Here is a 22576-nt window from a genome sequence, read left to right as displayed (position 1 = left end):
CCGGGCCCGGTAGTGGGGGCGCCGGATTTCGCTCAGGGCGACCAGTCCGCTCAAGTCGTTCGCGACCATGACCTGCGCGAGGCGGCCCGCGACCGCGACGACGCTGTGCCGTATTCGCGGAGGGTTACGGACGGTTACGGCTCGGACCGCCCCCTTCCGGGCCGTCCGAGCCGCTGCAATCCGTAAACCGTAAGCCGTACGGGTGTGCCTACGCGGGCTGCTTCGCCGGGGCGAAACCGAAGATGTCCACCGCGTGGTAGTACGTCCACGCCGTCGCGTTGCAGGACGCCTTGGTGGCGCCCGAGTAGGCGTTGCACACGCGCTTGAGGTCCTCGTAGAACGCCGAGTCGATACGGGACTTGTTGGCGTCGAAGGTGCCGGCCGCCTTGTAGTTGCGGTAGCCGAAGTCGTGGCGGGCGCAGGACGTCTGGAACGGGAAGCCGAAGGGGTTGTCCGGCGAGGAGCTGCAGTAGTCCGTCGACCAGTCGAAGGCGTACGCGGACCAGGCGCCCTGGTTGTTACGGGCGGAGAGCCAGGCGTTGTAACTGGCCGCACTCGTCTGGGTCCAGGAGTTGAGGACCTGCGGCTTGTCGGCGGGGGCCGCCGACGCGGAGACGGCCGGGAGCAGGGCCAGCGGGACCGAGAGTGCGGCTGCGACGAGGGGAAGGGTGACGCTGCGACGCATGGGGGGACCTCCGGGTGTGGGGGACCTGAACGCCCCGTGGGATCTCACGGGGCGCACCCAGAGTGCCGTCATGTCCCTGTCAGGGGTAGAGGGCGTGGGGAAGACCTAGGTGGATTACTGAAGAAGGGTTCATGAAGGGGGGCGCCGGACATGCCCGATCCGACTCGCGCCTGCCGGCGCGCCGTAGTGCCGTATGTCCTCACCAGCGCCGTATGTCCTCATCGACGTGCGGCCCCCGTCGCCCGGTGCTCAGATGGATCCGTTGGATCCGTTGGATCCGTGCGCGCTCGCCGGGAACGGAGTGGTTCATGAGTGGTCAGGCCCGGTCTTCCGGTAGCAGCGGTGGTGGGCCCGATTTTGGGGACCGGCGGGACTTCGAGAGTGCTGACCGGGGGTTCGTGGCGGGGCCCGCCGAGCGGACTGTGGTCGCCGGGGACGGGCGGGTGGTGTGGAACTTCGACGACACCGTGTTCCTGGAGGGGGAGTGCCCCGACAGCGTGCATCCGGGGCTGTGGCGGCAGTCGCAGTTGTGTGCCAGGGCCGGGTTGTACGAGGTGGCGGACGGGGTGTATCAGGTGCGGGGGTACGACCTGTCCAACATGTCCCTCGTCGAGGGCGAGCGGGGTGTCGTGGTCGTCGATCCGCTCGTGTCGGAGGAGTGTGCCGCCGCCGCGCTCGCGCTGTACCGGGCGCACCGGGGTGAGCGGCCCGTCACCGCCGTACTCTTCACGCACTCCCATCTCGATCATTTCGGCGGGGTTCTCGGGGTGCTCCCGCCGGACGACGGCGACCACGAGTACGGACGCGACCAGGTACCGGTCGTGGCGCCCGAAGGGTTCATGGAGCAGTCCGTCGCCGAGAACGTGTACGCCGGTACGGCCATGCTGCGGCGGGGCGCGTACTACGCCGGTTCCAATCTGGTCCGTGGCCCGACCGGTCTGGTCGGCATGGGGCTCGGTTTCACCGCGTCGAGCGGTCGGGCCGGACTCGTACCGCCGACCGTCGAGATCCGGCACACCGGGCAGGAGGAGACGCTCGACGGGGTGCTGTTCCGGTTCCAGATGACGCCGGGCACGGAGGCGCCGTCCGAGATGAACTTCCTGCTGCCCGGGCGCCGCGCGCTGTGCATGGCCGAGAACGCGACGCACAATCTGCACAACATCCTGACCCTGCGCGGCGCCGTCGTCCGCGATGCCAGGATCTGGGCCCGGTATCTGGGTGAGGCCATCGACCTCTTCGGGTACGACGCCGATGTCCTCTTCGCCTCGCACCACTGGCCGACGTGGGGCACGGCGGAGTTGCGTACGTTCCTCGCCGAACAGCGTGATCTGTACGCGTACTTGCACGACCAGACGTTGCGTCTCGCCAACCAGGGCCGTACCGGCGTCGAGATCGCCGAGCTGGTCGAGTTGCCGCCCGCACTCGCCAAGTCCTGGCACACGCACGGCTATTACGGCTCGGTCAGCCACAACGTGAAGGCGGTCTACCAGCGTTACATGGGCTGGTACGACGGTCACCCCTCGTCCCTGTGGGAGCACCCGCCCGTCGAGAGCGCGCGGCGGTACGTCGACTGTATGGGCGGTCCGGACGCCGTACTGGAGAAGGCGCGCGGGTACGTCGACGCGGGTGATCTGCGGTTCGCGGCGCAGCTCCTGAAGCACGCGGTGTTCGCGTCGCCGGACAGCGCCGATGCCAGGGAACTCCTCGCGGACACCTTCGAGAAGCTGGCGTACGGCGCCGAGAACGCGACCTGGCGCAACTGCTATCTCATGGGCGCCGACGAATTGCGTCACGGGATCACGCCCACGGCCGTCACGGCCGGGAGCATCGCGACGGCCCTCAGCGTCGGGCAGCTCTTCGACTCGCTCGCCATCCGCGTCAACGGCCCCCAGGCGTGGGACCTTTCGCTGAGTATCGGCTGGAACGTGACCGACCTCGGCGAGACCTACCGGACGACCCTGCACAACGGGGTCCTGGTGCATACCCGTACCATCACGCCCGCCGATGACGCGCAGTTGCTCATCACGCTGACGAAGCCCCAGCTTCTGACGCTCTTCGCGAGCGGGGACGGGGACGATGTGCTCGGCGGGGTCGAGTACTCCGGTGACCCGGACGTCCTCAAGTCGCTGGTCTCGGTACTCGACCGGCCCGACCCCGACTTCGCGATCGTCACGCCCTGACGTCCCGTCGGCCTACAGTGGCGCGACCGTGCGCCATGCCGATGAAACGGAGACCGATGAGTGGTGAGGTGACCACCCGGGTGACGCTGATCTCACCCGCTGTGGGGCGGGACTTGCGGGAGGTGCGGTTCGCGGGCGAAGGGCCGGTGGACGCCGAGGGGTTGCGGCGGGCGCGGTCGGCGGCGGGGAATCTGCCGGCGGCGGACCGGGTCGCGGTGTCGCCGTCGCGGCGGTGCCGGGACACGGCGGTGGCCCTCGGGCTCGCGCCGGACGACGGTGCGGTGGCGCCGACCGGGTGGGATGTTGGGCGGTGGCGGGGGCGCACGCTGGACGAGGTGACGGCTCAGGATCCGGGTGCGGTACGGGAGTGGCTGACCGATCCGTCCGGTGCCCCGCACGGCGGGGAGTCGCTGACCGGGCTACGGGAGCGGGTGGGCGGGTGGCTCGACGCGACGGTGGCCGGGACGGGGCGGATGGTCGCGGTGGTGGAGCCGGATGTGGTGCGGGCGGCGGTGGTTCACGCGCTGGGGGTGCCGGATGCGACGTTTTGGCGTATCGATGCCGGGCCGCTGGCCGCTGTGGCTTTGACGGGGCGAAGTGGGCGTTGGAATCTCCGTGTAGGTACCCCGTTGGACCGCTGAACCCGGCCCCTCTCCAGACCGGTCCCGGCCTGGGCCGTCGCCGATTCCGCCGGACACACACCGTGGTGGCACCTCGCCGCTGCGGCGGGAAGAAACAACCCCCTTTCGGGGATGGGGACTCCCCTGCCGGGCCCTCGCCCATTCCGTCGGACACACACCGGTGCGGCACCTCACCGTTACCGCGGGAAGAAACACCCCCTGCCAAGGGCGGGGACTCCACTGCCCGACCCTCGCCCATTCCGCCGGCCACCCGCCAGTTTGCGGCCCCGTCCCTTACTACTCGCCCACATCCCTCGTCGTCAGGTCCGTCAGGGATTCTCGGCGGATTAGTAGGCGGGCCGTCGTCGTGTGGGTGGCGATTACTGGGGGGCGGCCTGTCAGGTTGTAGGGGGCTGCCATGGAGAGGTGGTAGGCGCCGGCGACCGGGACGGCGATCAGGTCGCCGGGGCGGACGTCGCCCGGTAGGGGAACGTCCGGTGCGACCACGTCGCCCGCCTCGCAGTGGCGGCCGACCACCGTCACCCTCGCGGGTGCCGCCAGTGAGTGGCGTCCCACCAGGCGGGGCGCGTACCGCACCCCGTACAGCGCGGGACGCGGGTTGTCGCTCATGCCTCCGTCGACCGCCACGAAGACCTGCGTACCGGTGCGTTTGACGGCGAGTACGCGGTAAAGGGCGACGCCCGCAGGTCCGGCCACCGCCCGGCCCGGTTCCACGATCAGCCGGGGCGCCGCGATCCCGGCGACCGCACAGCTCGCGGCGAGTTCCGCCCGCACCCGGCGGGCCAGCACCGCGAGGTCGAGGGTGTCCTCGCCGGGCCGGTACGCGATGCCGTGTCCCCCGCCGAGGTCAAGCTCGGGCAGTTCGATCCCGTACTGCCGATGCAGCCGCGCCATCAGCCCCACCACGCGCCGTACCGCCGCCAGATACGGTTTCACGCTCACGATCTGCGACCCCAAGTGGCAGTGCAAACCGGTTAGTTGAAGCTGTGGCTGGTCCAGGATTCTGGCTATGGCGTGTTGCGCCGAGCCATCCGTCACGGACAGTCCGAACTTCTGGTCCTCTCCCCCGGTACGGATCTTGTCGTGGCCCCCCGCCACGATCCCCGGCACCACCCGTACCATCACGCGCTGCCGCCCCTCGGGCCCGACGGCGGCGGCGATCCGGGCCACCTCCGACCCGCTGTCGATGACAATCCGGCCGACCCCTAGCCGCAGCGCCGACTCCAGGTCCTGGGGGCTCTTGGCGTTGCCGTGCAGCACGATCCGTTCGGCGGGGAATCCGGAGGTCACGGCGAGTTCCAGCTCACCGGCCGAGCACACGTCGAGCCCGAGCCCCTCCTCCTCCACCCACCGCACCATGGCCCGGCACAGGAACGCCTTGGCCGCGTACACGACTTCGGCGTCGGGGAAGGCGGCCCGGTACGCACGGCACCGGGCCCGTACCTCACCCTCGTCCAGTACGTACGAGGGCGTACCGAACCGTTCCGCGATCTCGGTGAGCGGCACTCCGCCCACGGCGAGGTCCCCGTGCGCGAGCCGCGCCGTCGACGCGGGCCACACGGACAGGTCATCCATGGCCTCGGCGGACAAGCCGTTCCCTGCGTCGACAGTCACCTGGGTGGTGGTCATCGCTCACACCTCCTGAAGAACGCCGCCACGGCCGCGAGTCGTCACCCGTACGGTGGACGGTTTCGGGGCCGGCGCCGCGAACCTCGGGTCCACGGTGAGCCGGATGACGCCGAGCGGCGCCGTGAGGGCGAGCAGCGCCGGGGCGGCGAGCCGGATCCACGGCTGCCCGTCCCCGAGCGCGTCAGCCAGCCGCCCCGGGCTGCTGAAACCGACCGCCGTACGGTCACCGAGCGGCGTACGGAACAGCCGCGCCGCCCACCCACCGGGTCCCGGCCGGACCGGTACGTACAGGGGTCCGGCCGGGGGCCGATCGGAGGGCTCGGGGTCGTCGGCGCACGGAATGTCCTGCATGGATTCCTCCTGGAGGATCCTCGAACGAAACGGAACGAAACGGAACCACGCAGTGACGCTATGCCCGCCATCCGCCGCCTCCCGCCGCTTCCGGCCACCCCCTGACACACCCCTGACGCCTCACCCGTCGGAGTTGACGCCCCCCTGACACACGGGCACCTTTCCGGCACCGGAGGCAAAAGGGACTCCCGTCCGGCATCTGCGGTCCCGCTACTCGTATCGACCTCGTAAAAGCAACCCATACACGCGATTCCGCCCCGCATCCGACGGGCATCCTTGAGGGGCGCGGTCACGCGACGGGAGGGGCGGCCATGGGAGCGACGGGGGCGAACCGGTTCACGGTGACAGGGGCGAGCCGGTTCACCGTGACGGGTGCGGTGGCGCGGCCCGTCCGGCTGACGGTCGCCGAACTGCGGACGTCCTGGCCCCAGCACACGGCGGACGTCGTCTTCGACTGCGCCACCAGCGGCCCCAGGAAACACCGCTTCGCGGGCCCGCTCCTTCGCGAGGTGGTGACGGCGGCAGGACCGGCCTTCGATCCGCGCCGCCGCAAGGACCGTTCCCGCTATCTGCTGGAGATCACCGGCGGCGACGGCCACGGCACGGTGCTGTCCTGGGCGGAGGTGGACGAGGACTTCGGCAACGCCCCGATACTGCTGGCCACCAGCCTGGACGGCCACGAACTGGACGGTACGGGAACCCAGTTGGTGGTCCCGTGGGACCGCTGCGGCGCGCGGTACATCAGCGGCATCACGCGGGTATGGCTGGGGACGTGCGGCAGCCGGCAGACCCCACCCGTCACCCCTTCTCCAGCGCCACCTCCGTCGACTTGATGAGCGCCACCACCGCCGTGCCCTCGGCCAGGCCCAACTCGGCCACCGCCTCCTTGGTGATCGCCGCCGTCACCGTGCCGCCCGCCACCGCCACCTTCACGCCCGCCATCGCACCGCCCATGACCACGCCGGTCACGGTGCCCGGCAGTTGGTTACGGATACTCAGCCCCGCGACGGAGGACCCCGTGGCGAGCGACACCTCCGTGGACTTCACCAGCGCCCGCACCGCGCTGCCGTCCGCGATCCCGAGGTCGTCCACGGCCTCCCGGGTGACGGCGGCGGTGAGTTCCTGACCGCCGTCGAGCCGGACCTTCACGGTCGCCATCACCGCGCCGGGCGTCACCGAGACGACGGTGCCGGGCAGTTGGTTCCGGATGCTCAGGGCCATCGGACACGCCTCACTCAGCTACTAGGGGATACGCGGAATTTCGTACGACTTCACACCGATTCGCACACTTCCGCGCCCGTACTGTACCGACGCCCCTCCGCACCCTCTTGGACCTTCCTCCGACGCCCCTCGCATCTGCTGTGGAGGTATCGCCTGAAGACTTGCAGATACCAGCTGAACTTCCCTACCTTGACGCACATGCAGTCCTACACGATCGGCCAGGCCGCCCGTCTTCTGGGCGTCAGTCCGGACACGGCACGCCGCTGGGCCGACGCCGGCCGCGTCGCCACCCACCGCGACGAGGGCGGGCGCCGCCTCATCGACGGCAAGGACCTGGCGGCCTTCTCCATCGAGGTCGGCCAGGGCGGCCTGGGCGGCGACGAGGACCCCTCGTACACCTCCGCGCGCAACGCCTTCCCGGGCATCGTCACCGCCGTCAAGCTCGGCGATGTCGCGGCCCAGGTGGAGATCCAGGCGGGCCCGCACCGGCTGGTGTCCCTGCTCACCCGCGAGGCCGTCGAGGAACTCGGCCTGGAGGTCGGCATGCAGGCCACCGCCCGCGTGAAGTCGACCAACGTCCACATCGACCGGAACTGACCCCGCGTCAACCGAAACCAGCCTCAGTAACCGGAACTGACACCGCGTCAAGCGCAATTGCCCTCACCACAACCGACATTGACCCCGCGCACCCGCCCGCACAACCCAGCGGCGTCGCCGTCCCCGGCGCGGCTCGTCCCGACCGACCGGGCCGTCTTCACCGGCCCGCCTCACCAAGGAGCCCCTCGCCATGTTCCGCAGACCCGCCCTCACCCGGCGCCGCGCCGCCACCGCGTTCGTCACCGCCGCGCTGCTCGTGCCGCTCGCCGCCTGTGGCAGCTCGGACGACGCCAAGAAGGACACCGGAAGCGGTAAGGAGACGGGGAGTTCGTCCAGTTCGGCGCCCGACGCAAAGCTGACGGTCCTCGCCGCCGCGTCGCTCACCGATGTGTTCAAGACGGCGAAGACGGCGTACGAGAAGAAGTACCCGGGCACCACGCTCACCTTCTCCTTCGCGGGCTCGCAGGAACTCGCCGCCCAGGTCAAGCAGGGCGCCCCGGCGGACGCGCTGGTCACCGCCGACACCAAGACGATGGACGGCCTCAAGGGCGACACCGGCACCCCGGCGATCGTCGCCAAGAACCGTCTCGTCATCGCGACGGGTGAGGGCAACCCGAAGAAGATCGAGAACCTCAAGGACCTCGCGGACACCGAGCTCAAGGTGGTGCTCGCCGCGCCCGAGGTCCCGGTCGGCCGTTACAGCCGTCAGGTGCTCGACGCGCAGAAGATCACCGTGAAGCCGGTCTCCGAGGAGCCCAACGTCCGCGCGGTGCTCAGCAAGGTCGAACTCGGTGAGGCCGACGCGGGCATCGTCTACAAGACCGACGCCGAGAGCGCGCCCGACAAGGTCGACGCGATCACCATCCCGGACGCGGAGAACGCGATCGCCGAGTACCCGGCGGCGACTCTGAACGAGTCCAAGAACAAGGCGGCGGCAGCCCAGTTCGTCGCGTGGCTGACCACCCCGGAGGCCCAGAAGATCCTCCAGCAGGCGGGCTTCCAGCAGCCGTAGACGACGAGCCGTGTGCCGGTACCGGGACCACCGGTACCGGCCACCCGGAAGGCCCCCGAGCACATGAGACCCAGACCCCCGCTCACCCTCACCGCCCCGGCACTCCTGGCGGTGGCCTTCCTCCTGCTCCCCCTCATCGGCATCCTCGCCCGCACCAACTGGTCCGAACTCGGCGGCCACCTCACCAGCCCCGACTCGGTCACCGCCCTCAAACTCTCCCTCCTGGTGTCCTTCTGGTCCCTGGGCGTCTCCCTGGTCCTGGGCGTCCCGCTGGCCTGGCTGCTGGCCCGCGTCCCGTTCCCCGGCAAGTCCTTCGTCCGCACCCTGGTCCTGCTCCCGATGGTGCTGCCCCCCACGGTCGGCGGTGTGGCGCTGCTGCTCGGCTTCGGGCGGCGCGGTCTGCTCGGGCCATGGCTGGAGGACTGGTTCGGGATCACGTTGCCGTTCCACACGTCGGGCGCGGTGGTGGCGTCCACGTTCGTCGCGATGCCGTTCCTGATCATCAGCCTGGAAGGCACCCTCGCCGGACTGAGCACCCGCTACGAGGAGACCGCCGCCTCGCTCGGCGCCTCACCGGTACGGGTCTTCTTCACCGTCACCCTCCCGATGGTCGCCCCCGGTCTGGCCGCCGGAGCCGCCCTCACCTGGGCCCGCGCGCTCGGCGAGTTCGGCGCCACGATCACCTTCGCGGGCAACCTCCCCGGCACCACCCAGACCCTCCCCCTCCAGGTGTATCTGCTCCTCCAGGACAACCCGGAGGCCGCGACCTCGGTCTCGCTGCTGCTGCTCGCCATCGCCATGGCCGTCCTGATTCCGCTACGGGGCCGATGGACCGCCGCGGCCACGGGTACCGCTCGAACGGCGGCCGACCCCGCCCCACGCCCCGACGACGAGAACCCCACCACCGAGCCGAAGACCCCCGAACCGAAGACCGCCGAACCGGACACCGACCCACCCGCCCCGGAGACTCCGGCCCCCTGGCCCCTGCACGCCGAGGTCACCGGCTTCACCCACCTCACCCTGGACGCGGGCCCCGGCACCACCATCGCGGTCGTCGGCCCCAACGGCGCAGGAAAAACAACCCTGTTGCGCGCCCTGCTCGGCCTCACCGACCGCGCGCACGCCGACCTCCGGCTCGGTCCCACCGAGGTGACCGCGCTCCCGCCGCACCGGCGCTCCGTGGCCTGGGTGCCCCAGGACGGCGCCCTGTTCCCGCACTTGAACGCCCTCGCCAACACCGCGTACGGGCTGCGCACCCACGGAGTCCCGCGCGCGGAGGCCCGGCGTGACGCCCAACGCTGGCTGGACCGGCTCGGCGTGGGCCATCTCGCGCACCGCCGCCCCGCACAGCTCTCCGGCGGGCAGGCGGGCCGGGTCGCGCTGGCCCGCGCACTGGCCGCCCGCCCCCGGCTGCTGCTGCTCGACGAACCCCTGGCCGCGCTCGACCAGACGACCCGCGCCCAGGTACGGCACACCCTGCGCACCCACCTCGACGGGTTCGGCGGGGTCTGTCTGATGGTCACGCACGATCCGGTCGAGGCGGTCGCGCTCGCCGACCGTGTCCTCGTCCTGGAGGACGGCCGCGCGGTCCAGGACGCGCCGCCCGCCGAGGTCACCCGGCACCCCCGCTCCCCGTGGGTGGCCCGCATGCTCGGCCGCAACGCCTGGCCGGGCACCGCCACCGCGGACGGCCTGCGCCTCCCGGACGGTACGGGAATCGTCGCCGCCGAACCGCTCACCCCGGATACCGACGCGCTCGCGATCATCGCCCCGGAGTCCGTCGCCGTGCACCGCACCCGCCCCGGCGGCAGCCCGCGCAACGTCTGGCCGGGCACTGTAAGGGAGTTGACGGCCGTCGGCAGCCGACTGCGGGTGCTGATCACCTCCGACGCGGCACCCGACCTCGTCGCCGAGATCACCCCGCAGGCCGCGACTGAACTCGGACTGAAGGACGGTGTCCCGGTGTTCACCAGCGTCAAGGCGACCGAGGTCACGCTCGTGGCCACGTAACGTCAGGGGGACCGGAGGGAAGTCACCGTGCTGCTGCGCCAGTTGGAATACCTCGTCGCACTCGCCCGCGAACGGCACTTCGCCCGTGCCGCCGACACCTGTTACGTCTCCCAGCCCTCCTTGTCCGCCGGGATCCGCCGCCTCGAAGCCGACCTGGGTGTGCCGATAGTCCGGCGCGGTGTCCGCTTCCAGGGACTCACCCCGGAGGGCGAGGTCGTCCTCGCCTGGGCCCACCGCATCCTCGGTGAACGCGACGCCCTCCAGCAGGAACTCGCCTCGCTGCGAGGCGGGTTGACCGGCACACTGCGCCTCGGCGCCATCCCCACCGCACTCACCGCCGCGTCCCTCCTGACCACCCCGTTCTGCGAACGGCACCCCGGCGCCAAGGTCAGCCTGGAGTCCCTGTCGTCCCGCGACATCACCCGCGGCCTCATGGACTTCACCATCGACGCGGCGCTCACCTATCTCGATGACGGAGACCTCCGCGACGTACGGAAAATGCCGCTGTACGAGGAGCGGTACGTGCTGCTCACACCGGCCGACGGCCCGCACACGGGGGACGCCGAGGTGCGCTGGGCACAGATCGCCGCACTCCCCCTCTGCCTCCTCTCCCCGCGCATGCGCAACCGCCGCATCCTCGACGAGAACTTCGCCGCCGACGGAGCGGTGGCGTCCCCCGCCGTCGAGTCGGACACCGTCGCGGGCCTGTACGCCCATCTCACCGCGGGCCGCTGGTCCAGCGTGATCTCCCACGCCTGGCTCCATATGTTCGGCATCCCGAAGGGCATGAGAGTCCTCCGCATCACCGGCCCGACCCACGGCCCCCGAGTCGGCCTGGTCACCACCACCCACCACCCGGAACCCCCGATGGCCCGAGCGTTGCTGGAAACGGCGCGGGAAGCCGGAGTGAGAGAGTCCCTGGACGCGCTACTGAAGGCGCACCTCTCCGACCAGCGCCCGGACCAGCCCTCATAGCGCCCCCCTATCCCCGCATAGAAACCTTCGCTTTGACCCACCCCCAGCCAACCCCGGACCGTAAGGAGCAACCCGCACATCCCCTGCCACCAGTGAGGACCCGCACTCATGGCCAAAGTCCTGTGCGTGCTCTACGACGACCCCACCGACGGCTACCCCACCACCTACGCCCGCGACGACCTCCCCGCCATCGACCACTACCCGGGCGGCCAGACCACCCCCACCCCGGAGGCCACCGACTTCACCCCCGGCCACCTCCTCGGCAGTGTCTCCGGCGAACTCGGCCTCCGCGCCTTCCTGGAGAGCCGAGGGCACACCCTGGTCGTCACCTCCGACAAGGACGGCGACGGATCGGTCTTCGATCAGGAGTTGCCGGACGCGGACGTCGTGATCTCGCAGCCGTTCTGGCCCGCGTACCTCACCCCGGAGCGGATCGCCACCGCGAAGAACCTGAAGCTGGCGGTCACGGCGGGCATCGGCTCCGACCATGTCGACCTGGACGCGGCCATCGCGCACGGGGTGACCGTCGCGGAGGTCACGTACTGCAACAGCATCAGCGTCGCCGAGCACGTGGTGATGATGACGCTGTCGCTGGTACGGAACTATCTGCCGTCCCATCAGATCGTGCTGGACGGCGGCTGGAACATCGCCGACTGTGTGGCCCGCTCCTACGACCTGGAGGGCATGCACGTCGGCACGGTCGCTGCCGGCCGTATCGGGCTGGCGGTCCTGCGCCGTCTCGCGCCGTTCGACGTGAAGCTGCACTACACCGACCGCCACCGGCTCTCGCCGGAGATCGAGGAGGAGTTGGGTCTCGTCTGGCACGAGTCGGCGGCGGCGATGGTCCCGCACTGCGATGTCGTCACCGTCAACGCGCCTCTGCACCCGGAGACCCAGGGCCTGTTCGGCGACGAGTTGATCGGCACGATGAAGCGGGGCGCGTATCTCATCAACACCGCGCGGGCCCTGATCTGCGACCGTGACGCGGTCGACCGGGCCCTGCGCAGTGGGCAGTTGGCGGGATACGCGGGCGACGTGTGGTACCCGCAGCCCGCGCCGCCCGACCACCCCTGGCGCACGATGCCGCACCAGGGCATGACCCCGCACATCTCCGGCTCGTCCCTGTCGGCGCAGGCCCGGTACGCGGCCGGCACCCGCGAGATCCTGGAGTCCTGGCTGACCGGAAAGCCGATCCGCGACGAGTATCTGATCGTGGACGGCGGCGCCCTGGCCGGAGTGGGCGCCCACTCGTACTCGGTCTCCAAGGGCTAGGGTCCCGGGGCCAGGTGCCCGTACGGACGACCCGTACCGTGACCAGGCGAGTCTCCTGGCGTTGAAGGGGAAGTGCGGGCGCGATCGTGCGCCCGCACTTGGTCGACAACTGAAGGAGAACGTGATGTCTCGCATCGCGAAGGCAGCCGCCGTATTCGCCGGCACGGGTGCCGTGGTGCTCAGTGGTGCCGGTCTGGCCATGGCCGACGCGGGCGCCCAGGGCGAAGCCATCGGCTCGCCGGGTGTCCTCTCGGGCAACGTCGTCCAGGCGCCGATCCACATCCCGGTCAACGTCTGCGGCAACACCGTCACCGTCATCGGCGCGCTGAACCCGACGTTCGGCAACCACTGCAAGAACGAGAGCCACCACAAGCGTGACGGCCACGGCCACGGCTACGGCGGCTGATCTCCCGTCAGCGTCCGTAAAGGCCCCCGCCGGTAAGGAAACCGGCGGGGGCCTTCGGCTGTCACGCGTAGCGGTAGATCCGGCTGTGGTCGGCGAGTTGGGACGGCTTCACGTTCCACGGCGGCATGGGCTCGTCCCGGGCGACGACCCGGCCGCGCTGCGCGGAGCCGATCCCGGGCGGCCGGGCGGGCAGGTACGCGGCGTCGGGGTGCGCCTGCTGCCAGCGGGACCAGAGCAGGTCGACGTAGGAGTGATGCAGCCAGAACACGGGGTCGTTGACGGAGGCGCCGCCGAGCATGTTCCCGCCGACCCAGCGGTGCACCCGGTTGTGGTTGCGCCACCGCCCGTCGCCCCGCTCCCGCGTCCAGCCCTCAAGCCGGTTACGGAAGCCGGACGACGAGGTGGAGTCCCACGGCGACACGTCGTACACGGACTCCCGCATGGCACCGTCGAGTTCACCCCGGGTCGGCAGCTCCAGCGGATTCGAGGGGCGCCCGAGGTCCCGTACGAGGAACTCCGCGTCGGTGACTCCGTCATCGATGACCCATCCGTTACGGCGGGTGAACGGACCGGTCTTGACCTCCCGGTCGGGGCCACGTCCGGTGCCGCCGAGCAGATCGTCGGTCCAGGGGCCCGCCACCGGTGAACGGTCCACGATCCAGTCCCAGTACGGCACGGTGACACCCGGCGCCTCCTGTTGGAGGGCACGCTCGAACTCAAGAAGGAACTGCCGGTGCCATGGCAGGAACGACGGCGCCATGTGCGCGACCCGCAGTCCGCGGTCGCCGTCGGAGACGTAGTACTCGACATGCGTGCGAACGAAATCGTCGTACCGCCCACTGCGCTTGACCGCGAGAACGGCACCGACGAACCGCTTCTTCTCGGCGGCCGTCAGACTGCTCAGATTCTTGCGCGTGTACACCACGGCGGCTCCCCTCCCGGCGGATGCGATGGTCAGACGGTGGGCGAAGCGCCGCGCTCCCGAGCGAGCCGCGCGGTCCCCAACTCGTCGACGGCGGCGCGGGTCGCCTCCAGGGGCGTGGCGTACGACGCGTAGTGGTCGACCATGCTCAGATAACCGCCGTCCGCGCGCCGCATCAACGGCAAGGCCCGCCCGTCCACGGTGACCCGCACGGACCCACCGTGCCCGTGCCCCAGACCAACCATGGTCACCTCCAACCCCCGAATCCGCCGCCCCCGATACACCTCGTCGAACACCACACCCCCACGCCACCCCCCAGGCGCCTCATCCTGCCGCCCACCCCGCCCCACCACGACAACAGGAACCAAAGCACCAGCAACCCCACCCCCCACACCACCGACAAAGAGCGCCCGCAACAGGATCCGACGATTCACGGTGTCTCCTCACGGTGCGAAACCGAGCCCCGACAGGGGCGCGGGGAACTGCGCGACAAGCCACGACGAACCCGCACCCGACCAACGACCGAACCACCCCAAAAAAAGGGAACGCGGGGAACTGCGCAACCGGCAACGAACACCCCCCGCACCCGAAAACCCCTCAATTGAGCCCAAGCTCAGCCCCAGGCGCAGCCTGAAGCAACGGCGAGTGCAACGCCGCAACAGGCAAGGCCACCCGAGGCAACCCGAACTGATCAGCCTGCGGAGCACTGAGCGGGGCATCAAGCGAAGCGCCCGGCGTGGCAGTCGTCAGCTCGCTACCCCCCGTCGACAGACCGAGCCGATCCGACGCCCCGCCAAGAAGCGTTGGCACCGGAGAGCTGAGCCGAGCCTCCGGCAACGGACTGGTGAGCGGCACCTGCGGCAGCGCATGGGCGGGCAGCATCCGGCCCTGCACATAACGCGGCCGGTCCATCGCGCCGGGCGTGGGCACCGGAATGCCGCCGCTGATCTGGGGCGCCCGCAGTCCGAGCACGTTCTCCACGCCCTCCATCGGCACCGAAACCGGCACCTGCTCCCCCGCGACGGCGGGAGTGGCGGCGGCTGCGGCGGCCACACAGGTCAGCAGTGCGGCAAGGCTTCCTCGGGCAGTCGACTTCATCTCGGGCGGTCCCTTTCCGAGTTCGTGCGCCGGTGGGTGCCCGGCGGCACCCGGGTAACGAGTCGCCCGCCCGGTCCACTGCAAAATTCCCCCACCCGTACCAATCGGACGACTGTCAGCTCGTCCAGAAGTCCCACCAACGCGTGAGGATCAGCATCCCGATGATCCCGACGTGCAGGACGGGCAGGACCCAGGTGAACTCGCCGAAGAAGTTCCGCAGCCAGTTCGGTGCCGACAGGAACCCCTTGCGGACGTTGAAGGAGGTCACGTACCAGAACATGACGATCGTGGCGACCCACGCCAGGGAGCACCACAGGCACAGGGAGCTGATGCGGTACAGCGACTGGTACTGGAGCCAGGTGCAGAACCCGACGCCGAACAGGGTGCCCGCGTTGAGCGTGAGCCAGTACCAGCGCGGGAAGCGGGCCCGCCCCAGCAGGCTCATGCCGACACAGATCACCATGCCGTAGGCGACCAGACCCAGCATCGGGTTCGGGAACCCGAACGCCGACGCCTGCTCGCTCTTCATGATGTTCCCGCACGACACCACCGGGTTCAGACTGCACCCCGGCGTGAAGTTCGGGTCCTCAAGCAACTTGAACTTGTCCAGCGTGATCACCCAGGCCGCGAGCAGCCCCGCAGCCCCCGTGATCACCAGAAGCAGCGCCAACGCACGGCCCCCACCGACCACACCGGACGAACCTTCACCGGCCGGGTTATCGCTGTACGAACTTTCGCTGTACGGGCTTTCGCTCTGCGGGACTTGGCGTACGGGGACAGGTGCGGGGGCGTCGGCGGGGCGGCGCGGGGGTCGGACGCGGGCGGTGTCTCCGGTACTCATGGGTTCCCTCACCGGTCCGGTTCAGAACCGCAGGCTGCGGGCGGGCAGCAGGCAGTGCGCGGCGGCGGCGAGCATGTCCTCATCACCGGCGTAAGCGGCGAGGGTCTCCTCGGTCATCTCGACGCCGGGCCTGCCCTCGGGCCACGGGACGGTCGAGAAGAGGAAGCAGGCGTGGCCGCGCTTCTTCACGGCCGTCAGCCACTCCGGCGGGACGACGCACTGGGCGTTGAGCGGCGGCATGTTGAGGATCGCCTGCCCGGCCTCGACGAGGAGCGTGACCGGGAAGCTGGGCTGCTGGGCGGCGTCGACCACGGGACCGCCGACAGGCACGCCGTTCCGGGCGAGGAGCGCGTGGGCCGCCTCGACGGAGGCTTCGGGTCCACCAGGTCCGTCACCGAGGGTGTAGGCCAGCAGGAAGGCCATGTCGCCCTTGCCGTCGTGGTGTTCGCCGCTCCAGGCGACGACAGCGAGGGTGCCGAGATCGGCGGGGCGGAAGGGGCGCGTTTCGGAGGAGATCGAGGTCACCCGGGCACCGTAGCGACATATCCGGATGACCCTGATGTCCGTGTCACCCGACCGGGGGATCCCGGGACGCCGATCACACGAAGGAGGGCCGGTTCCGGGGAACCGGCCCTCCTGTGCCGACGGCGGGGGTACGGCGCGACGGCGGGCGCGGCCGGCCACCGCGTCCCGGCTACTTCCCGAGAGGCAGGCCACCGAGGAGCTGCGTCGGCGCGGTCGCGCCACCCGCGTTCAGGTGATCGGTCGTGTCCCCCAGGGTGTTCACGAGCGAGCCCTCCTTCTCCGTGTCGATCGCGTCGGTGTGCAGCGGGTGCACTTCGAGCGTCGACTGGCTGCTGATCGTTTCCAGCGCGCCGTTGAGGCTCGTGGGCGTCAGGTCGGCGGCGAACGCCGGTGCGGCGGCACCGACCATCGCGAGCGACCCGGCAACGACGGCGGCAGCCTTCAGGGGCTTCATCGTGGTCCTTTCTTCGGCGACGGAAGATCGCCAGGGGGAATACTCACTTCGCCGTGGCTAACGATCCCTCGACTGGAGGGAAACTATTGGCCAATAAATTGTCCTGGAACCCACTCGAACACAGGGGAAACGTTTCTGATTCTCATATGAATACTCGCGCACGCGAACGGGTGCGCGAAAGACCCCGAACAAACGTCGAGTTCCGAACAGATTCCGAACAGATTCCGAACAGATCCGAACGCACTCCGAACACGCGTCGAACATGCGTCGTGCCGGTCCCGGAAAACCGGCACCGGCACGACGTACGGAAAAGCGACTGCCTCGGGTCAGGACGGCAGGGTGGGCACGGTCGGAGCCGCGGGAAGCGACGGGGCCGCCGGGTCGGCCGGGAGGGCCGGCAGCGCGGGCAGGCCCGGCAGGTTCGCCGCGGGCAGACCGCCGCCGAGCAGCGTCGCGGCAAGGAAGTTGACGAGTCCGGTGACGACCACGGGTGCCTGCTTGACGACCGCCGCGACATCGCCGGCCGTGGCCGCCTTGACCAGCGCGTCGACCGCGGACTGGAGCGCGGCGAGCGCGTCCGCCTTGACGTCCATCGGCGCCTTCTCGTGCACCGCGCCCGCGGCCGGGGAGCCCGGGGCCGGCGCCGTGGCCTTCGCCGCGTCGATCGCCGCCTTGGCCGAGGCCGCGAGCTTCGCCGCGTCGGCCGCGGGCAACTGCCCGTTGTCCGCCTTGAGGACGGCGGTCAGCAGGTCCGTCACCGGCGTCAGCACACCACCCGCGTTGTTCAGTGTCCTGCTCTGGGCGAGGAGCGCGTCCACTCCCGGGACCGGAGCGCCCTGGGCCGCGTGGGCGCCGGGGGCTGACGCCCCGTCGGCCGCGAAGACAGGGGCGGCGGTACCGATGAGGAGGGCGGCGCAGACCGCCGTGGTGGCCAGGCGTCGTGCCGGAAGAGCACGCATGAATGTTCCCTTCGGTGGTGCGTACGATCGTGTGATCACCGTGAAAGCGGTGACACCGGTACGCAACCGAGCGCCGCCATTCGGGGCACGGACCGCCGGGAGACTGGCTCGTACGGGGGAAAAAATGACACGACCGGCCGCCTCCCCGGTACGGAGAGGGCGGCCGGTCGGGCGCTGATGCTCAGCCAGTGATGCTCAGCGGGTCATGCTCAGCCGGTCATGGCCGGCCGGTGATACGCCGTCAGCGGTTGACGCAGGCGTTACCGAAGGCCGGGTTCAGCACGCCGACGCCGTTGACGGTGTTGCCGCAGATGTTGACCGGGATGTGGATCGGCGCCTGGAGGACGTTGCCCGAGAGCACGCCGGGCGACTTCACGGCCGCGCCCTGGGCACCGCTGTCGGCGGCGGCGATGCCCGCGGTGCCGACGACGGCGGCGGCAGCGACGGTGGACAGAACGAAAGCCTTCGCGGTACGCGACATGGGGAGTTGCTCCTCGGTATTCGTGACACACCGGGGCGGGATGCCCGGCCGATGCTCAACGCCACACGCGCCCCGGAGTTCCGCCTCCGAAAGGGTGATCTCTTACGGCCGTGCTCATCCACCGCCGCTCCCCTGCCGAACGAAAACGCGGATGCTCAACTAATCCGACACACTGACTTGCGGAGATTCTGAAACGAAATAGTGCGTAAGGCTAGAGTGACTTCCCTCCTGACACCTGCTGAAACGGGTACGGGAGTTCACGCGTCGAAGTGTGATGGTCATCCTGCCTCCCCACCGGGTCAGAACCTTTACATCCCGAAAGGGCAAAGCCGGTCATGCGTAATTCTCTCGGTCTTGTTCTGCGCCGCGGCACCGTGAGCGCCCTCACCGCCCTTTCCGTGCTTTCCGTCTCGTCCGCCCTTTCCGTCCCTCCCGCCCTTTCCGCCGAGCCCGCGCCGACCGGGGAGCCGGTCGCCGACGAGGCCGAGGGCATCCCCTTCACGCAGCGCTTCCACGCCGTCCAGCACGGTGGCATCGTCCGGGCCGCCAACTCCTCGATCAGCTGCCGTACCACCGACGACACCCCGGCGAAGGCGGCCACGGCCTGTGACGCCGCGCGGGCCGGTCGGCGGGGCACGGAGTGGGCCGCCAACCACGACTTCGACATGTTCTACATCGACGTGGACGACGACCCGAACACGTACAACTCCAGCCGGGCCGAGCTGAAGCTGCCGACCGGGGCGCGGGTCACCTACGCGCGGCTGTACTGGGGCGGCAATCTGCTGGTCGGCGAACAGAAGCCACCGCGGGACAGCGGGCGGGTGCTGATCGCCGAACCCGGTGGCGACTACCAGGAGGTGCTCGCGGACACCCTCGTCGGGCACCGGGTCGCGCACGGCGCGGACGCGTTCCAGGCGTCCGCCGATGTCACCGAGCTGGTCCGGTCGAGCGGTCCGGGGCTGTGGACGGTTGCTCAGGTGAACGTCGCCATGGGCCGGTCCGCCGCCGGCGCGTGGGGTGGCTGGACGCTCGTCACCGCGTACGAGAAGGCGAGCGAGCCGCTGCGGCAACTCGCCCTCTGGGACGGGTTCGCGTGCTTCGAGCCCGGCCTCCGGGACCTCTCCGTCGGGCTCGACGGCGCCCGGATCCCGGCCGGCGCGTCCGGGCGGGCGGGCCTGGTCGCGTACGACGGCGACCGCGGTACCACCGGGGACTCGCTGACCGTGTCCACCGGGAAGGGCGCGGCGACCACCCTGTCCGACGCGCGCAACCCCGCCTACGACCTCCTCAACTCGACCATCGGCGAACCGGGTGACACCCCCGCCGAGCGCAGACCCGCCTACGCGAACACCCTCGGCTACGACTCCGACGTCTTCTCGCTCGACCGGGCCCTCAAGGCGGGCGGCGAGCGACTCGACCTGCGGCTCACGGTGCGCCGCGACGCCGCCTGGGCCGGGGTCCTCTTCGTCGCCGCCGACACTCGGCGCTGACCGACCCACCCCCGAGCCGACGCCCCGGCCCGCCGGCCCAGCCCGCCACAACTGCCCTTCCCCTACACCCTCCTCCCTTTCCCCACGCCCTCCTCCCTTCCCTGAGCGGAGCGCCGCGCATGCCGCTGCCACCCCCACCCCGATCCCCCCGCCCCCGGGTCCTGCATGTCGTGCAGCCCGTCGACGGCGGTGTCGCGCGCGTGGTCGCGGATCTGACCCGGGCCCACCTCGCGACCGCCACCGACGACCCGTACCGAATCGCTGTCGCCTGCCCCCAGGACGGGCCGCTGGCCCCGGCCGTACGGGATCTCGGCGCCGACTGGTACCGGTGGGAGGCGACCCGCTCCCCCGGGCCCTCGCTCGCCGGTGAAGTGCGGGCGCTGGCACGGCTGGTGGACAGGGTCCGCCCCGATCTGGTGCACGCGCACAGCGCCAAGGCCGGGCTCGTGGCGCGTCTGGCGGTACGCGGCCGGACGGCGACCGTGTTCCAGCCGCACGCCTGGTCCTTCGAGGCGGTCGGCGGGGCCACCGCGCGGCTCGCCCTGCGCTGGGAGCGCGCCGGTGCCCGCTGGGCGTCGCGGGTGGTGTGCGTCAGCGCGGCGGAGCGGGCCACCGGGATCGCGGCCGGTATCCGGGCGCGCTGGGCGGTGATCCCCAACGGCGTGGACACCGCCCGCTTCACCCCCGGCGACCCCGGGGCCGCCCGCGCCGCACTGCCCGCACTCGACGGCACCGACACCGCGCCGCTCGTGGTGTGCGTGGCGCGGCTGTGCCCGCAGAAGGGGCAGGACGTCCTGCTGCGCGCGTGGCGGACCATCGCGGCCGAGGTGCCCGGTGCGCGGCTCGCCCTCGTCGGCGACGGGCCCGACACGGAGCGGCTGCGCGCGGCGGCGCCCGCCGGAGTCGTCTTCGCGGGCGCCGCCGCCGACGCGGCCCGCTGGTACCGGGCCGCCGATCTCGTCGTCCTGCCGTCCCGCTGGGAGGGCATGGCGCTGGCGCCGCTGGAAGCGATGGCCTGCGCGCGGACCGTCCTCGTCACCGACGTCGACGGCGCCCGCGAGAGCCTGCCGCCCGGCCACGCCCCGCACTGTCTCGTACCGCCCGAGGATCCCGGCGCGCTCGCACGGGCCGCCGTCGGGCTGCTGCGGGACCCGGCGCGGCGCGCGGCGCTCGGCCGGCAAGGGCGCCGGCACGTTCTCACCACCCACGATGTGCGGCACGCCGCCGACGCGGTCGCGGCCGTCTACCGCGACCTGCTCGGCACGGCGCGCACCGAGTGCAGGGAGTCCATCACCTCGTGACTGCGGACAGCACCGTTCCCCCTCCCGCGGGGCAGCCACGCGCGGCGGGGCACGCCTCCTCCGTCTCGATCCTCCACCCGCGCGCCCCCCACGGCGGCTTCGGCCCGCCGCCGCGGCCTCCCGCCGCACCGCGCGTCCGGCAGCTCCCGCTGCTCGCCGTGGACGGCGCCGCCGCGCTCCTGGCCACGCTGGCCCTCAGCGGGTCGCAGCGGCACCCGGTCCTGATCGTGCTCCTGATCGCCGGGGTGAGCGGCTGGAACGCGCGCAGCGCGCCGCACCCCACCGCCGCGCCGCCCGCCGTCCTTGACGAACTGCCCGCCCTGTGCGGCCGGATCATCGTCGCCTGGGCCCTCATCGGCGCCCTTGTCGCGGCCGTCGCGCCCGGCCACGCGCTGTCCCCTCTCACCCTCGTCACCGCCTGGGCGCTCCAGACCCTGGCGAGCTGCGCCGGCCGCGCCGTCGTGTACGGCAGGCGCCGCGCGGCCCTGCTGCGACAGCCCCGCGCGGCCCTCGTCATCGGCCCCGCCGACACCGCGCAGCGCGTCGCCGCCGCCTTCCTGCGCCGACCGGACTGCGGGGTACGGCCCGTCGGCATCGTCTCCACGCAGCCCGCCGAGCGCTCCGACACGGGCCCGGGGCTTCCGGTCCTGTTGTCGACCGAGGAGGTGCAGCGCGCGCTCATCCAGAACGGGGTGCGGGCCGCGCTCGTCGTCGGCGCCGACGCGGGCCGCAGTCACGCCCCGCTCCTGCGCACCCTCGACGACCAGGGCTGCGCGCTGTGGCGGATCGAACCCGAGTCACCCGCGTACGGCACCATCGGCGGGCCGCTGCCCGGCGGGCACGTCGCCGGGTTCGCGTACCGGCCGCTGGTGTTCACGCGGCCGGGGCGCGGGCGGCTCGGCAAGCGGGCCCTCGATGTGACCGTGTCCGGGGCGCTGCTCCTGGCGAGCGCGCCGGTGCTGCTGCTGTGCGCGCTCGTCCTGCGGGTCACCGACGGGCGCGGTGTGGTGTTCCGGCAGGAACGCATCGGTAAGGACGGGCGGCCGTTCACGCTGCTGAAGTTCCGTACCCACCGGCCGGCCGACCCGCACGAGGCCGCGACCCGGTGGAGCGTCGCCGACGAACGGCGCATGAGCCATTTCTGCCGGTTCCTGCGCCGCACCTCGCTGGACGAGCTGCTGCAATTGTGGAACGTGTTCCGCGGCGACATGAGCCTGGTCGGGCCGCGCCCCGAACGGCCCTATTTCGTCGGCAAGTTCAGCCAGACGTACGCCGGTTACGCGGCCCGGCACCGGATGGAGACCGGGATCACCGGGCTCGCGCAGATCCACGGGCTGCGCGGGGACACCTCGATCGAGGACCGGGCCCGCTTCGACAACGCGTACATCGACAACTGGTCGCTGTGGCAGGACATCTGCATCCTGCTGCGCACCGCCGCCGCGCTCGTCCGTCCGACGGGGAGCTGAGCCGGTGACCCACTCGACCCACTCGACCCTCTCTCCGCCGGGCCTGCCGCTCGACCACCG

At 71.1% G+C, this 22576-nt stretch carries 24 protein-coding genes; 12 read left to right on the top strand and 12 right to left on the bottom strand.

All coding sequences use genetic code 11. The features are described 5' to 3' along the window. Nucleotides 1–208 precede the first annotated feature (208 nt). The gene (locus ACFVT5_RS25420; RefSeq protein ID WP_389892330.1) at nt 209–685 is read right to left on the bottom strand and encodes a phospholipase; all 477 of its coding nucleotides are present in this window, start codon (nt 683–685) and stop codon (nt 209–211) included. Nucleotides 686–993: 308 nt separating this feature from the next. On the opposite strand from ACFVT5_RS25420, the gene ACFVT5_RS25415 reads away from it, so the two are divergent. Both ACFVT5_RS25415 and ACFVT5_RS25410 read left to right on the top strand, forming a co-directional pair. Next, nucleotides 994–2865 carry an alkyl/aryl-sulfatase gene (locus ACFVT5_RS25415; RefSeq protein WP_389892327.1) on the top strand — a complete coding sequence of 624 codons (1872 nt, stop codon included), beginning with the start codon at nt 994–996 and terminating at the stop codon, nt 2863–2865. 56 nt (nt 2866–2921) lie between these two features. After that, a complete protein-coding gene (locus tag ACFVT5_RS25410; protein WP_389892325.1) occupies nt 2922–3506 on the top strand; it encodes a histidine phosphatase family protein in 585 nt (194 codons plus the stop codon). Nucleotides 3507–3782: 276 nt separating this feature from the next. Here ACFVT5_RS25410 and lysA read toward each other — a convergent pair whose 3' ends face one another. After that, a complete protein-coding gene (lysA, locus tag ACFVT5_RS25405; RefSeq protein WP_389892322.1) occupies nt 3783–5135 on the bottom strand; it encodes a diaminopimelate decarboxylase in 1353 nt (450 codons plus the stop codon). 3 nt (nt 5136–5138) lie between these two features. Next, a complete protein-coding gene (locus tag ACFVT5_RS25400) occupies nt 5139–5486 on the bottom strand; it encodes an SAV_915 family protein (protein ID WP_389892319.1) in 348 nt (115 codons plus the stop codon). A 311-nt stretch (nt 5487–5797) separates the two neighbouring features. Between ACFVT5_RS25400 and ACFVT5_RS25395 the strand changes: the two genes are divergently transcribed. Then, nucleotides 5798–6319: a molybdopterin-dependent oxidoreductase gene (locus ACFVT5_RS25395; RefSeq protein WP_389892316.1), complete on the top strand. Its 522-nt coding sequence runs from the start codon at nt 5798–5800 to the stop codon at nt 6317–6319. On the opposite strand, the gene ACFVT5_RS25390 is transcribed toward ACFVT5_RS25395, so the two are convergent. Then, nucleotides 6285–6707 (bottom strand): molybdopterin-binding protein, encoded by a 423-nt coding sequence (locus ACFVT5_RS25390; RefSeq protein ID WP_389892313.1) that lies wholly within the window; start codon nt 6705–6707, stop codon nt 6285–6287. The two genes, ACFVT5_RS25395 and ACFVT5_RS25390, sit on opposite strands and share 35 nt — an antisense overlap. Before the next feature lie 198 nt (nt 6708–6905). On the opposite strand from ACFVT5_RS25390, the gene ACFVT5_RS25385 reads away from it, so the two are divergent. The 6 genes from ACFVT5_RS25385 to ACFVT5_RS25360 all read left to right on the top strand — a co-directional run bounded on the left by ACFVT5_RS25385 (nt 6906) and on the right by ACFVT5_RS25360 (nt 12979). Then, nucleotides 6906–7304, top strand: coding sequence for a molybdopterin-binding protein (locus ACFVT5_RS25385; protein ID WP_389892311.1), 399 nt, complete (start codon nt 6906–6908; stop codon nt 7302–7304). A gap of 190 nt (nt 7305–7494) precedes the next feature. Continuing rightward, nucleotides 7495–8316, top strand: coding sequence for a molybdate ABC transporter substrate-binding protein (modA, locus tag ACFVT5_RS25380; protein ID WP_389892308.1), 822 nt, complete (start codon nt 7495–7497; stop codon nt 8314–8316). Nucleotides 8317–8379: 63 nt separating this feature from the next. After that, complete coding sequence (locus tag ACFVT5_RS25375) at nt 8380–10326, top strand: ABC transporter permease (RefSeq protein WP_389892305.1); 1947 nt, start codon at nt 8380–8382, stop codon at nt 10324–10326. Nucleotides 10327–10353: 27 nt separating this feature from the next. Further along, nucleotides 10354–11301 (top strand): LysR family transcriptional regulator, encoded by a 948-nt coding sequence (locus tag ACFVT5_RS25370; protein WP_389892302.1) that lies wholly within the window; start codon nt 10354–10356, stop codon nt 11299–11301. 108 nt (nt 11302–11409) lie between these two features. Beyond that, nucleotides 11410–12573, top strand: a complete 1164-nt coding sequence (locus ACFVT5_RS25365; protein ID WP_389892299.1) for an NAD-dependent formate dehydrogenase — start codon at nt 11410–11412, stop codon at nt 12571–12573. A gap of 124 nt (nt 12574–12697) precedes the next feature. Beyond that, the gene (locus tag ACFVT5_RS25360) at nt 12698–12979 is read left to right on the top strand and encodes a chaplin (protein ID WP_389892296.1); all 282 of its coding nucleotides are present in this window, start codon (nt 12698–12700) and stop codon (nt 12977–12979) included. Between the two features lie 61 nt (nt 12980–13040). Here ACFVT5_RS25360 and ACFVT5_RS25355 read toward each other — a convergent pair whose 3' ends face one another. The 8 genes from ACFVT5_RS25355 to ACFVT5_RS25320 all read right to left on the bottom strand — a co-directional run bounded on the left by ACFVT5_RS25355 (nt 13041) and on the right by ACFVT5_RS25320 (nt 18259). After that, a complete protein-coding gene (locus ACFVT5_RS25355; RefSeq protein WP_389892293.1) occupies nt 13041–13904 on the bottom strand; it encodes a tyrosinase family protein in 864 nt (287 codons plus the stop codon). A 29-nt stretch (nt 13905–13933) separates the two neighbouring features. Continuing rightward, on the bottom strand, nt 13934–14251 hold the full coding sequence (locus ACFVT5_RS25350; RefSeq protein ID WP_389892962.1) for a tyrosinase family oxidase copper chaperone: 318 nt from the start codon (nt 14249–14251) through the stop codon (nt 13934–13936). Between the two features lie 247 nt (nt 14252–14498). Continuing rightward, a complete protein-coding gene (locus tag ACFVT5_RS25345; protein ID WP_389892290.1) occupies nt 14499–14999 on the bottom strand; it encodes a hypothetical protein in 501 nt (166 codons plus the stop codon). Nucleotides 15000–15114: 115 nt separating this feature from the next. After that, nucleotides 15115–15840: a vitamin K epoxide reductase family protein gene (locus ACFVT5_RS25340; protein WP_389892287.1), complete on the bottom strand. Its 726-nt coding sequence runs from the start codon at nt 15838–15840 to the stop codon at nt 15115–15117. A 21-nt stretch (nt 15841–15861) separates the two neighbouring features. Then, entirely contained in the window at nt 15862–16365 is a 504-nt protein-coding gene (locus ACFVT5_RS25335; protein WP_389892284.1) for a DUF5949 family protein, read from the bottom strand. A 169-nt stretch (nt 16366–16534) separates the two neighbouring features. Beyond that, the gene (locus tag ACFVT5_RS25330) at nt 16535–16819 is read right to left on the bottom strand and encodes a hypothetical protein (protein ID WP_389892281.1); all 285 of its coding nucleotides are present in this window, start codon (nt 16817–16819) and stop codon (nt 16535–16537) included. 326 nt (nt 16820–17145) lie between these two features. Continuing rightward, nucleotides 17146–17778 (bottom strand): hypothetical protein, encoded by a 633-nt coding sequence (locus ACFVT5_RS25325; protein WP_389892278.1) that lies wholly within the window; start codon nt 17776–17778, stop codon nt 17146–17148. 241 nt (nt 17779–18019) lie between these two features. Continuing rightward, nucleotides 18020–18259: a chaplin gene (locus ACFVT5_RS25320; protein ID WP_389892275.1), complete on the bottom strand. Its 240-nt coding sequence runs from the start codon at nt 18257–18259 to the stop codon at nt 18020–18022. 335 nt (nt 18260–18594) lie between these two features. On the opposite strand from ACFVT5_RS25320, the gene ACFVT5_RS25315 reads away from it, so the two are divergent. The 3 genes from ACFVT5_RS25315 to ACFVT5_RS25305 all read left to right on the top strand — a co-directional run bounded on the left by ACFVT5_RS25315 (nt 18595) and on the right by ACFVT5_RS25305 (nt 22516). Further along, the gene (locus ACFVT5_RS25315) at nt 18595–19749 is read left to right on the top strand and encodes a DUF3344 domain-containing protein (protein ID WP_389892272.1); all 1155 of its coding nucleotides are present in this window, start codon (nt 18595–18597) and stop codon (nt 19747–19749) included. Between the two features lie 119 nt (nt 19750–19868). After that, complete coding sequence (locus ACFVT5_RS25310) at nt 19869–21050, top strand: glycosyltransferase family 4 protein (RefSeq protein ID WP_389892269.1); 1182 nt, start codon at nt 19869–19871, stop codon at nt 21048–21050. Then, nucleotides 21047–22516: a sugar transferase gene (locus ACFVT5_RS25305; protein WP_389892266.1), complete on the top strand. Its 1470-nt coding sequence runs from the start codon at nt 21047–21049 to the stop codon at nt 22514–22516. Before ACFVT5_RS25310 ends, ACFVT5_RS25305 begins: the two co-directional genes overlap by 4 nt. Nucleotides 22517–22576 lie beyond the last annotated feature (60 nt).

The sequence above is a fragment of the Streptomyces sp. NPDC058001 genome (assembly GCF_042886315.1).
In the GTDB taxonomy this organism is placed as follows: domain Bacteria; phylum Actinomycetota; class Actinomycetes; order Streptomycetales; family Streptomycetaceae; genus Streptomyces.
The sequence above is the reverse complement of the archived record's forward strand: the minus strand, read 5'-3'. Positions and strand labels throughout refer to the sequence as shown.

Coding starts and splice junctions, on each gene's coding strand:
- ACFVT5_RS25420 (WP_389892330.1), bottom strand. CDS start 685: ATGCGTCGCAGCGTCACCCTTCCCCTCGTCGCAGCCGCACTCTCGGTC.
- ACFVT5_RS25415 (WP_389892327.1), top strand. CDS start 994: ATGAGTGGTCAGGCCCGGTCTTCCGGTAGCAGCGGTGGTGGGCCCGAT.
- ACFVT5_RS25410 (WP_389892325.1), top strand. CDS start 2,922: ATGAGTGGTGAGGTGACCACCCGGGTGACGCTGATCTCACCCGCTGTG.
- lysA (WP_389892322.1), bottom strand. CDS start 5,135: ATGACCACCACCCAGGTGACTGTCGACGCAGGGAACGGCTTGTCCGCC.
- ACFVT5_RS25400 (WP_389892319.1), bottom strand. CDS start 5,486: ATGCAGGACATTCCGTGCGCCGACGACCCCGAGCCCTCCGATCGGCCC.
- ACFVT5_RS25395 (WP_389892316.1), top strand. CDS start 5,798: ATGGGAGCGACGGGGGCGAACCGGTTCACGGTGACAGGGGCGAGCCGG.
- ACFVT5_RS25390 (WP_389892313.1), bottom strand. CDS start 6,707: ATGGCCCTGAGCATCCGGAACCAACTGCCCGGCACCGTCGTCTCGGTG.
- ACFVT5_RS25385 (WP_389892311.1), top strand. CDS start 6,906: ATGCAGTCCTACACGATCGGCCAGGCCGCCCGTCTTCTGGGCGTCAGT.
- modA (WP_389892308.1), top strand. CDS start 7,495: ATGTTCCGCAGACCCGCCCTCACCCGGCGCCGCGCCGCCACCGCGTTC.
- ACFVT5_RS25375 (WP_389892305.1), top strand. CDS start 8,380: ATGAGACCCAGACCCCCGCTCACCCTCACCGCCCCGGCACTCCTGGCG.
- ACFVT5_RS25365 (WP_389892299.1), top strand. CDS start 11,410: ATGGCCAAAGTCCTGTGCGTGCTCTACGACGACCCCACCGACGGCTAC.
- ACFVT5_RS25360 (WP_389892296.1), top strand. CDS start 12,698: ATGTCTCGCATCGCGAAGGCAGCCGCCGTATTCGCCGGCACGGGTGCC.
- ACFVT5_RS25345 (WP_389892290.1), bottom strand. CDS start 14,999: ATGAAGTCGACTGCCCGAGGAAGCCTTGCCGCACTGCTGACCTGTGTG.
- ACFVT5_RS25340 (WP_389892287.1), bottom strand. CDS start 15,840: ATGAGTACCGGAGACACCGCCCGCGTCCGACCCCCGCGCCGCCCCGCC.
- ACFVT5_RS25330 (WP_389892281.1), bottom strand. CDS start 16,819: ATGAAGCCCCTGAAGGCTGCCGCCGTCGTTGCCGGGTCGCTCGCGATG.
- ACFVT5_RS25325 (WP_389892278.1), bottom strand. CDS start 17,778: ATGCGTGCTCTTCCGGCACGACGCCTGGCCACCACGGCGGTCTGCGCC.
- ACFVT5_RS25320 (WP_389892275.1), bottom strand. CDS start 18,259: ATGTCGCGTACCGCGAAGGCTTTCGTTCTGTCCACCGTCGCTGCCGCC.
- ACFVT5_RS25315 (WP_389892272.1), top strand. CDS start 18,595: ATGCGTAATTCTCTCGGTCTTGTTCTGCGCCGCGGCACCGTGAGCGCC.
- ACFVT5_RS25310 (WP_389892269.1), top strand. CDS start 19,869: ATGCCGCTGCCACCCCCACCCCGATCCCCCCGCCCCCGGGTCCTGCAT.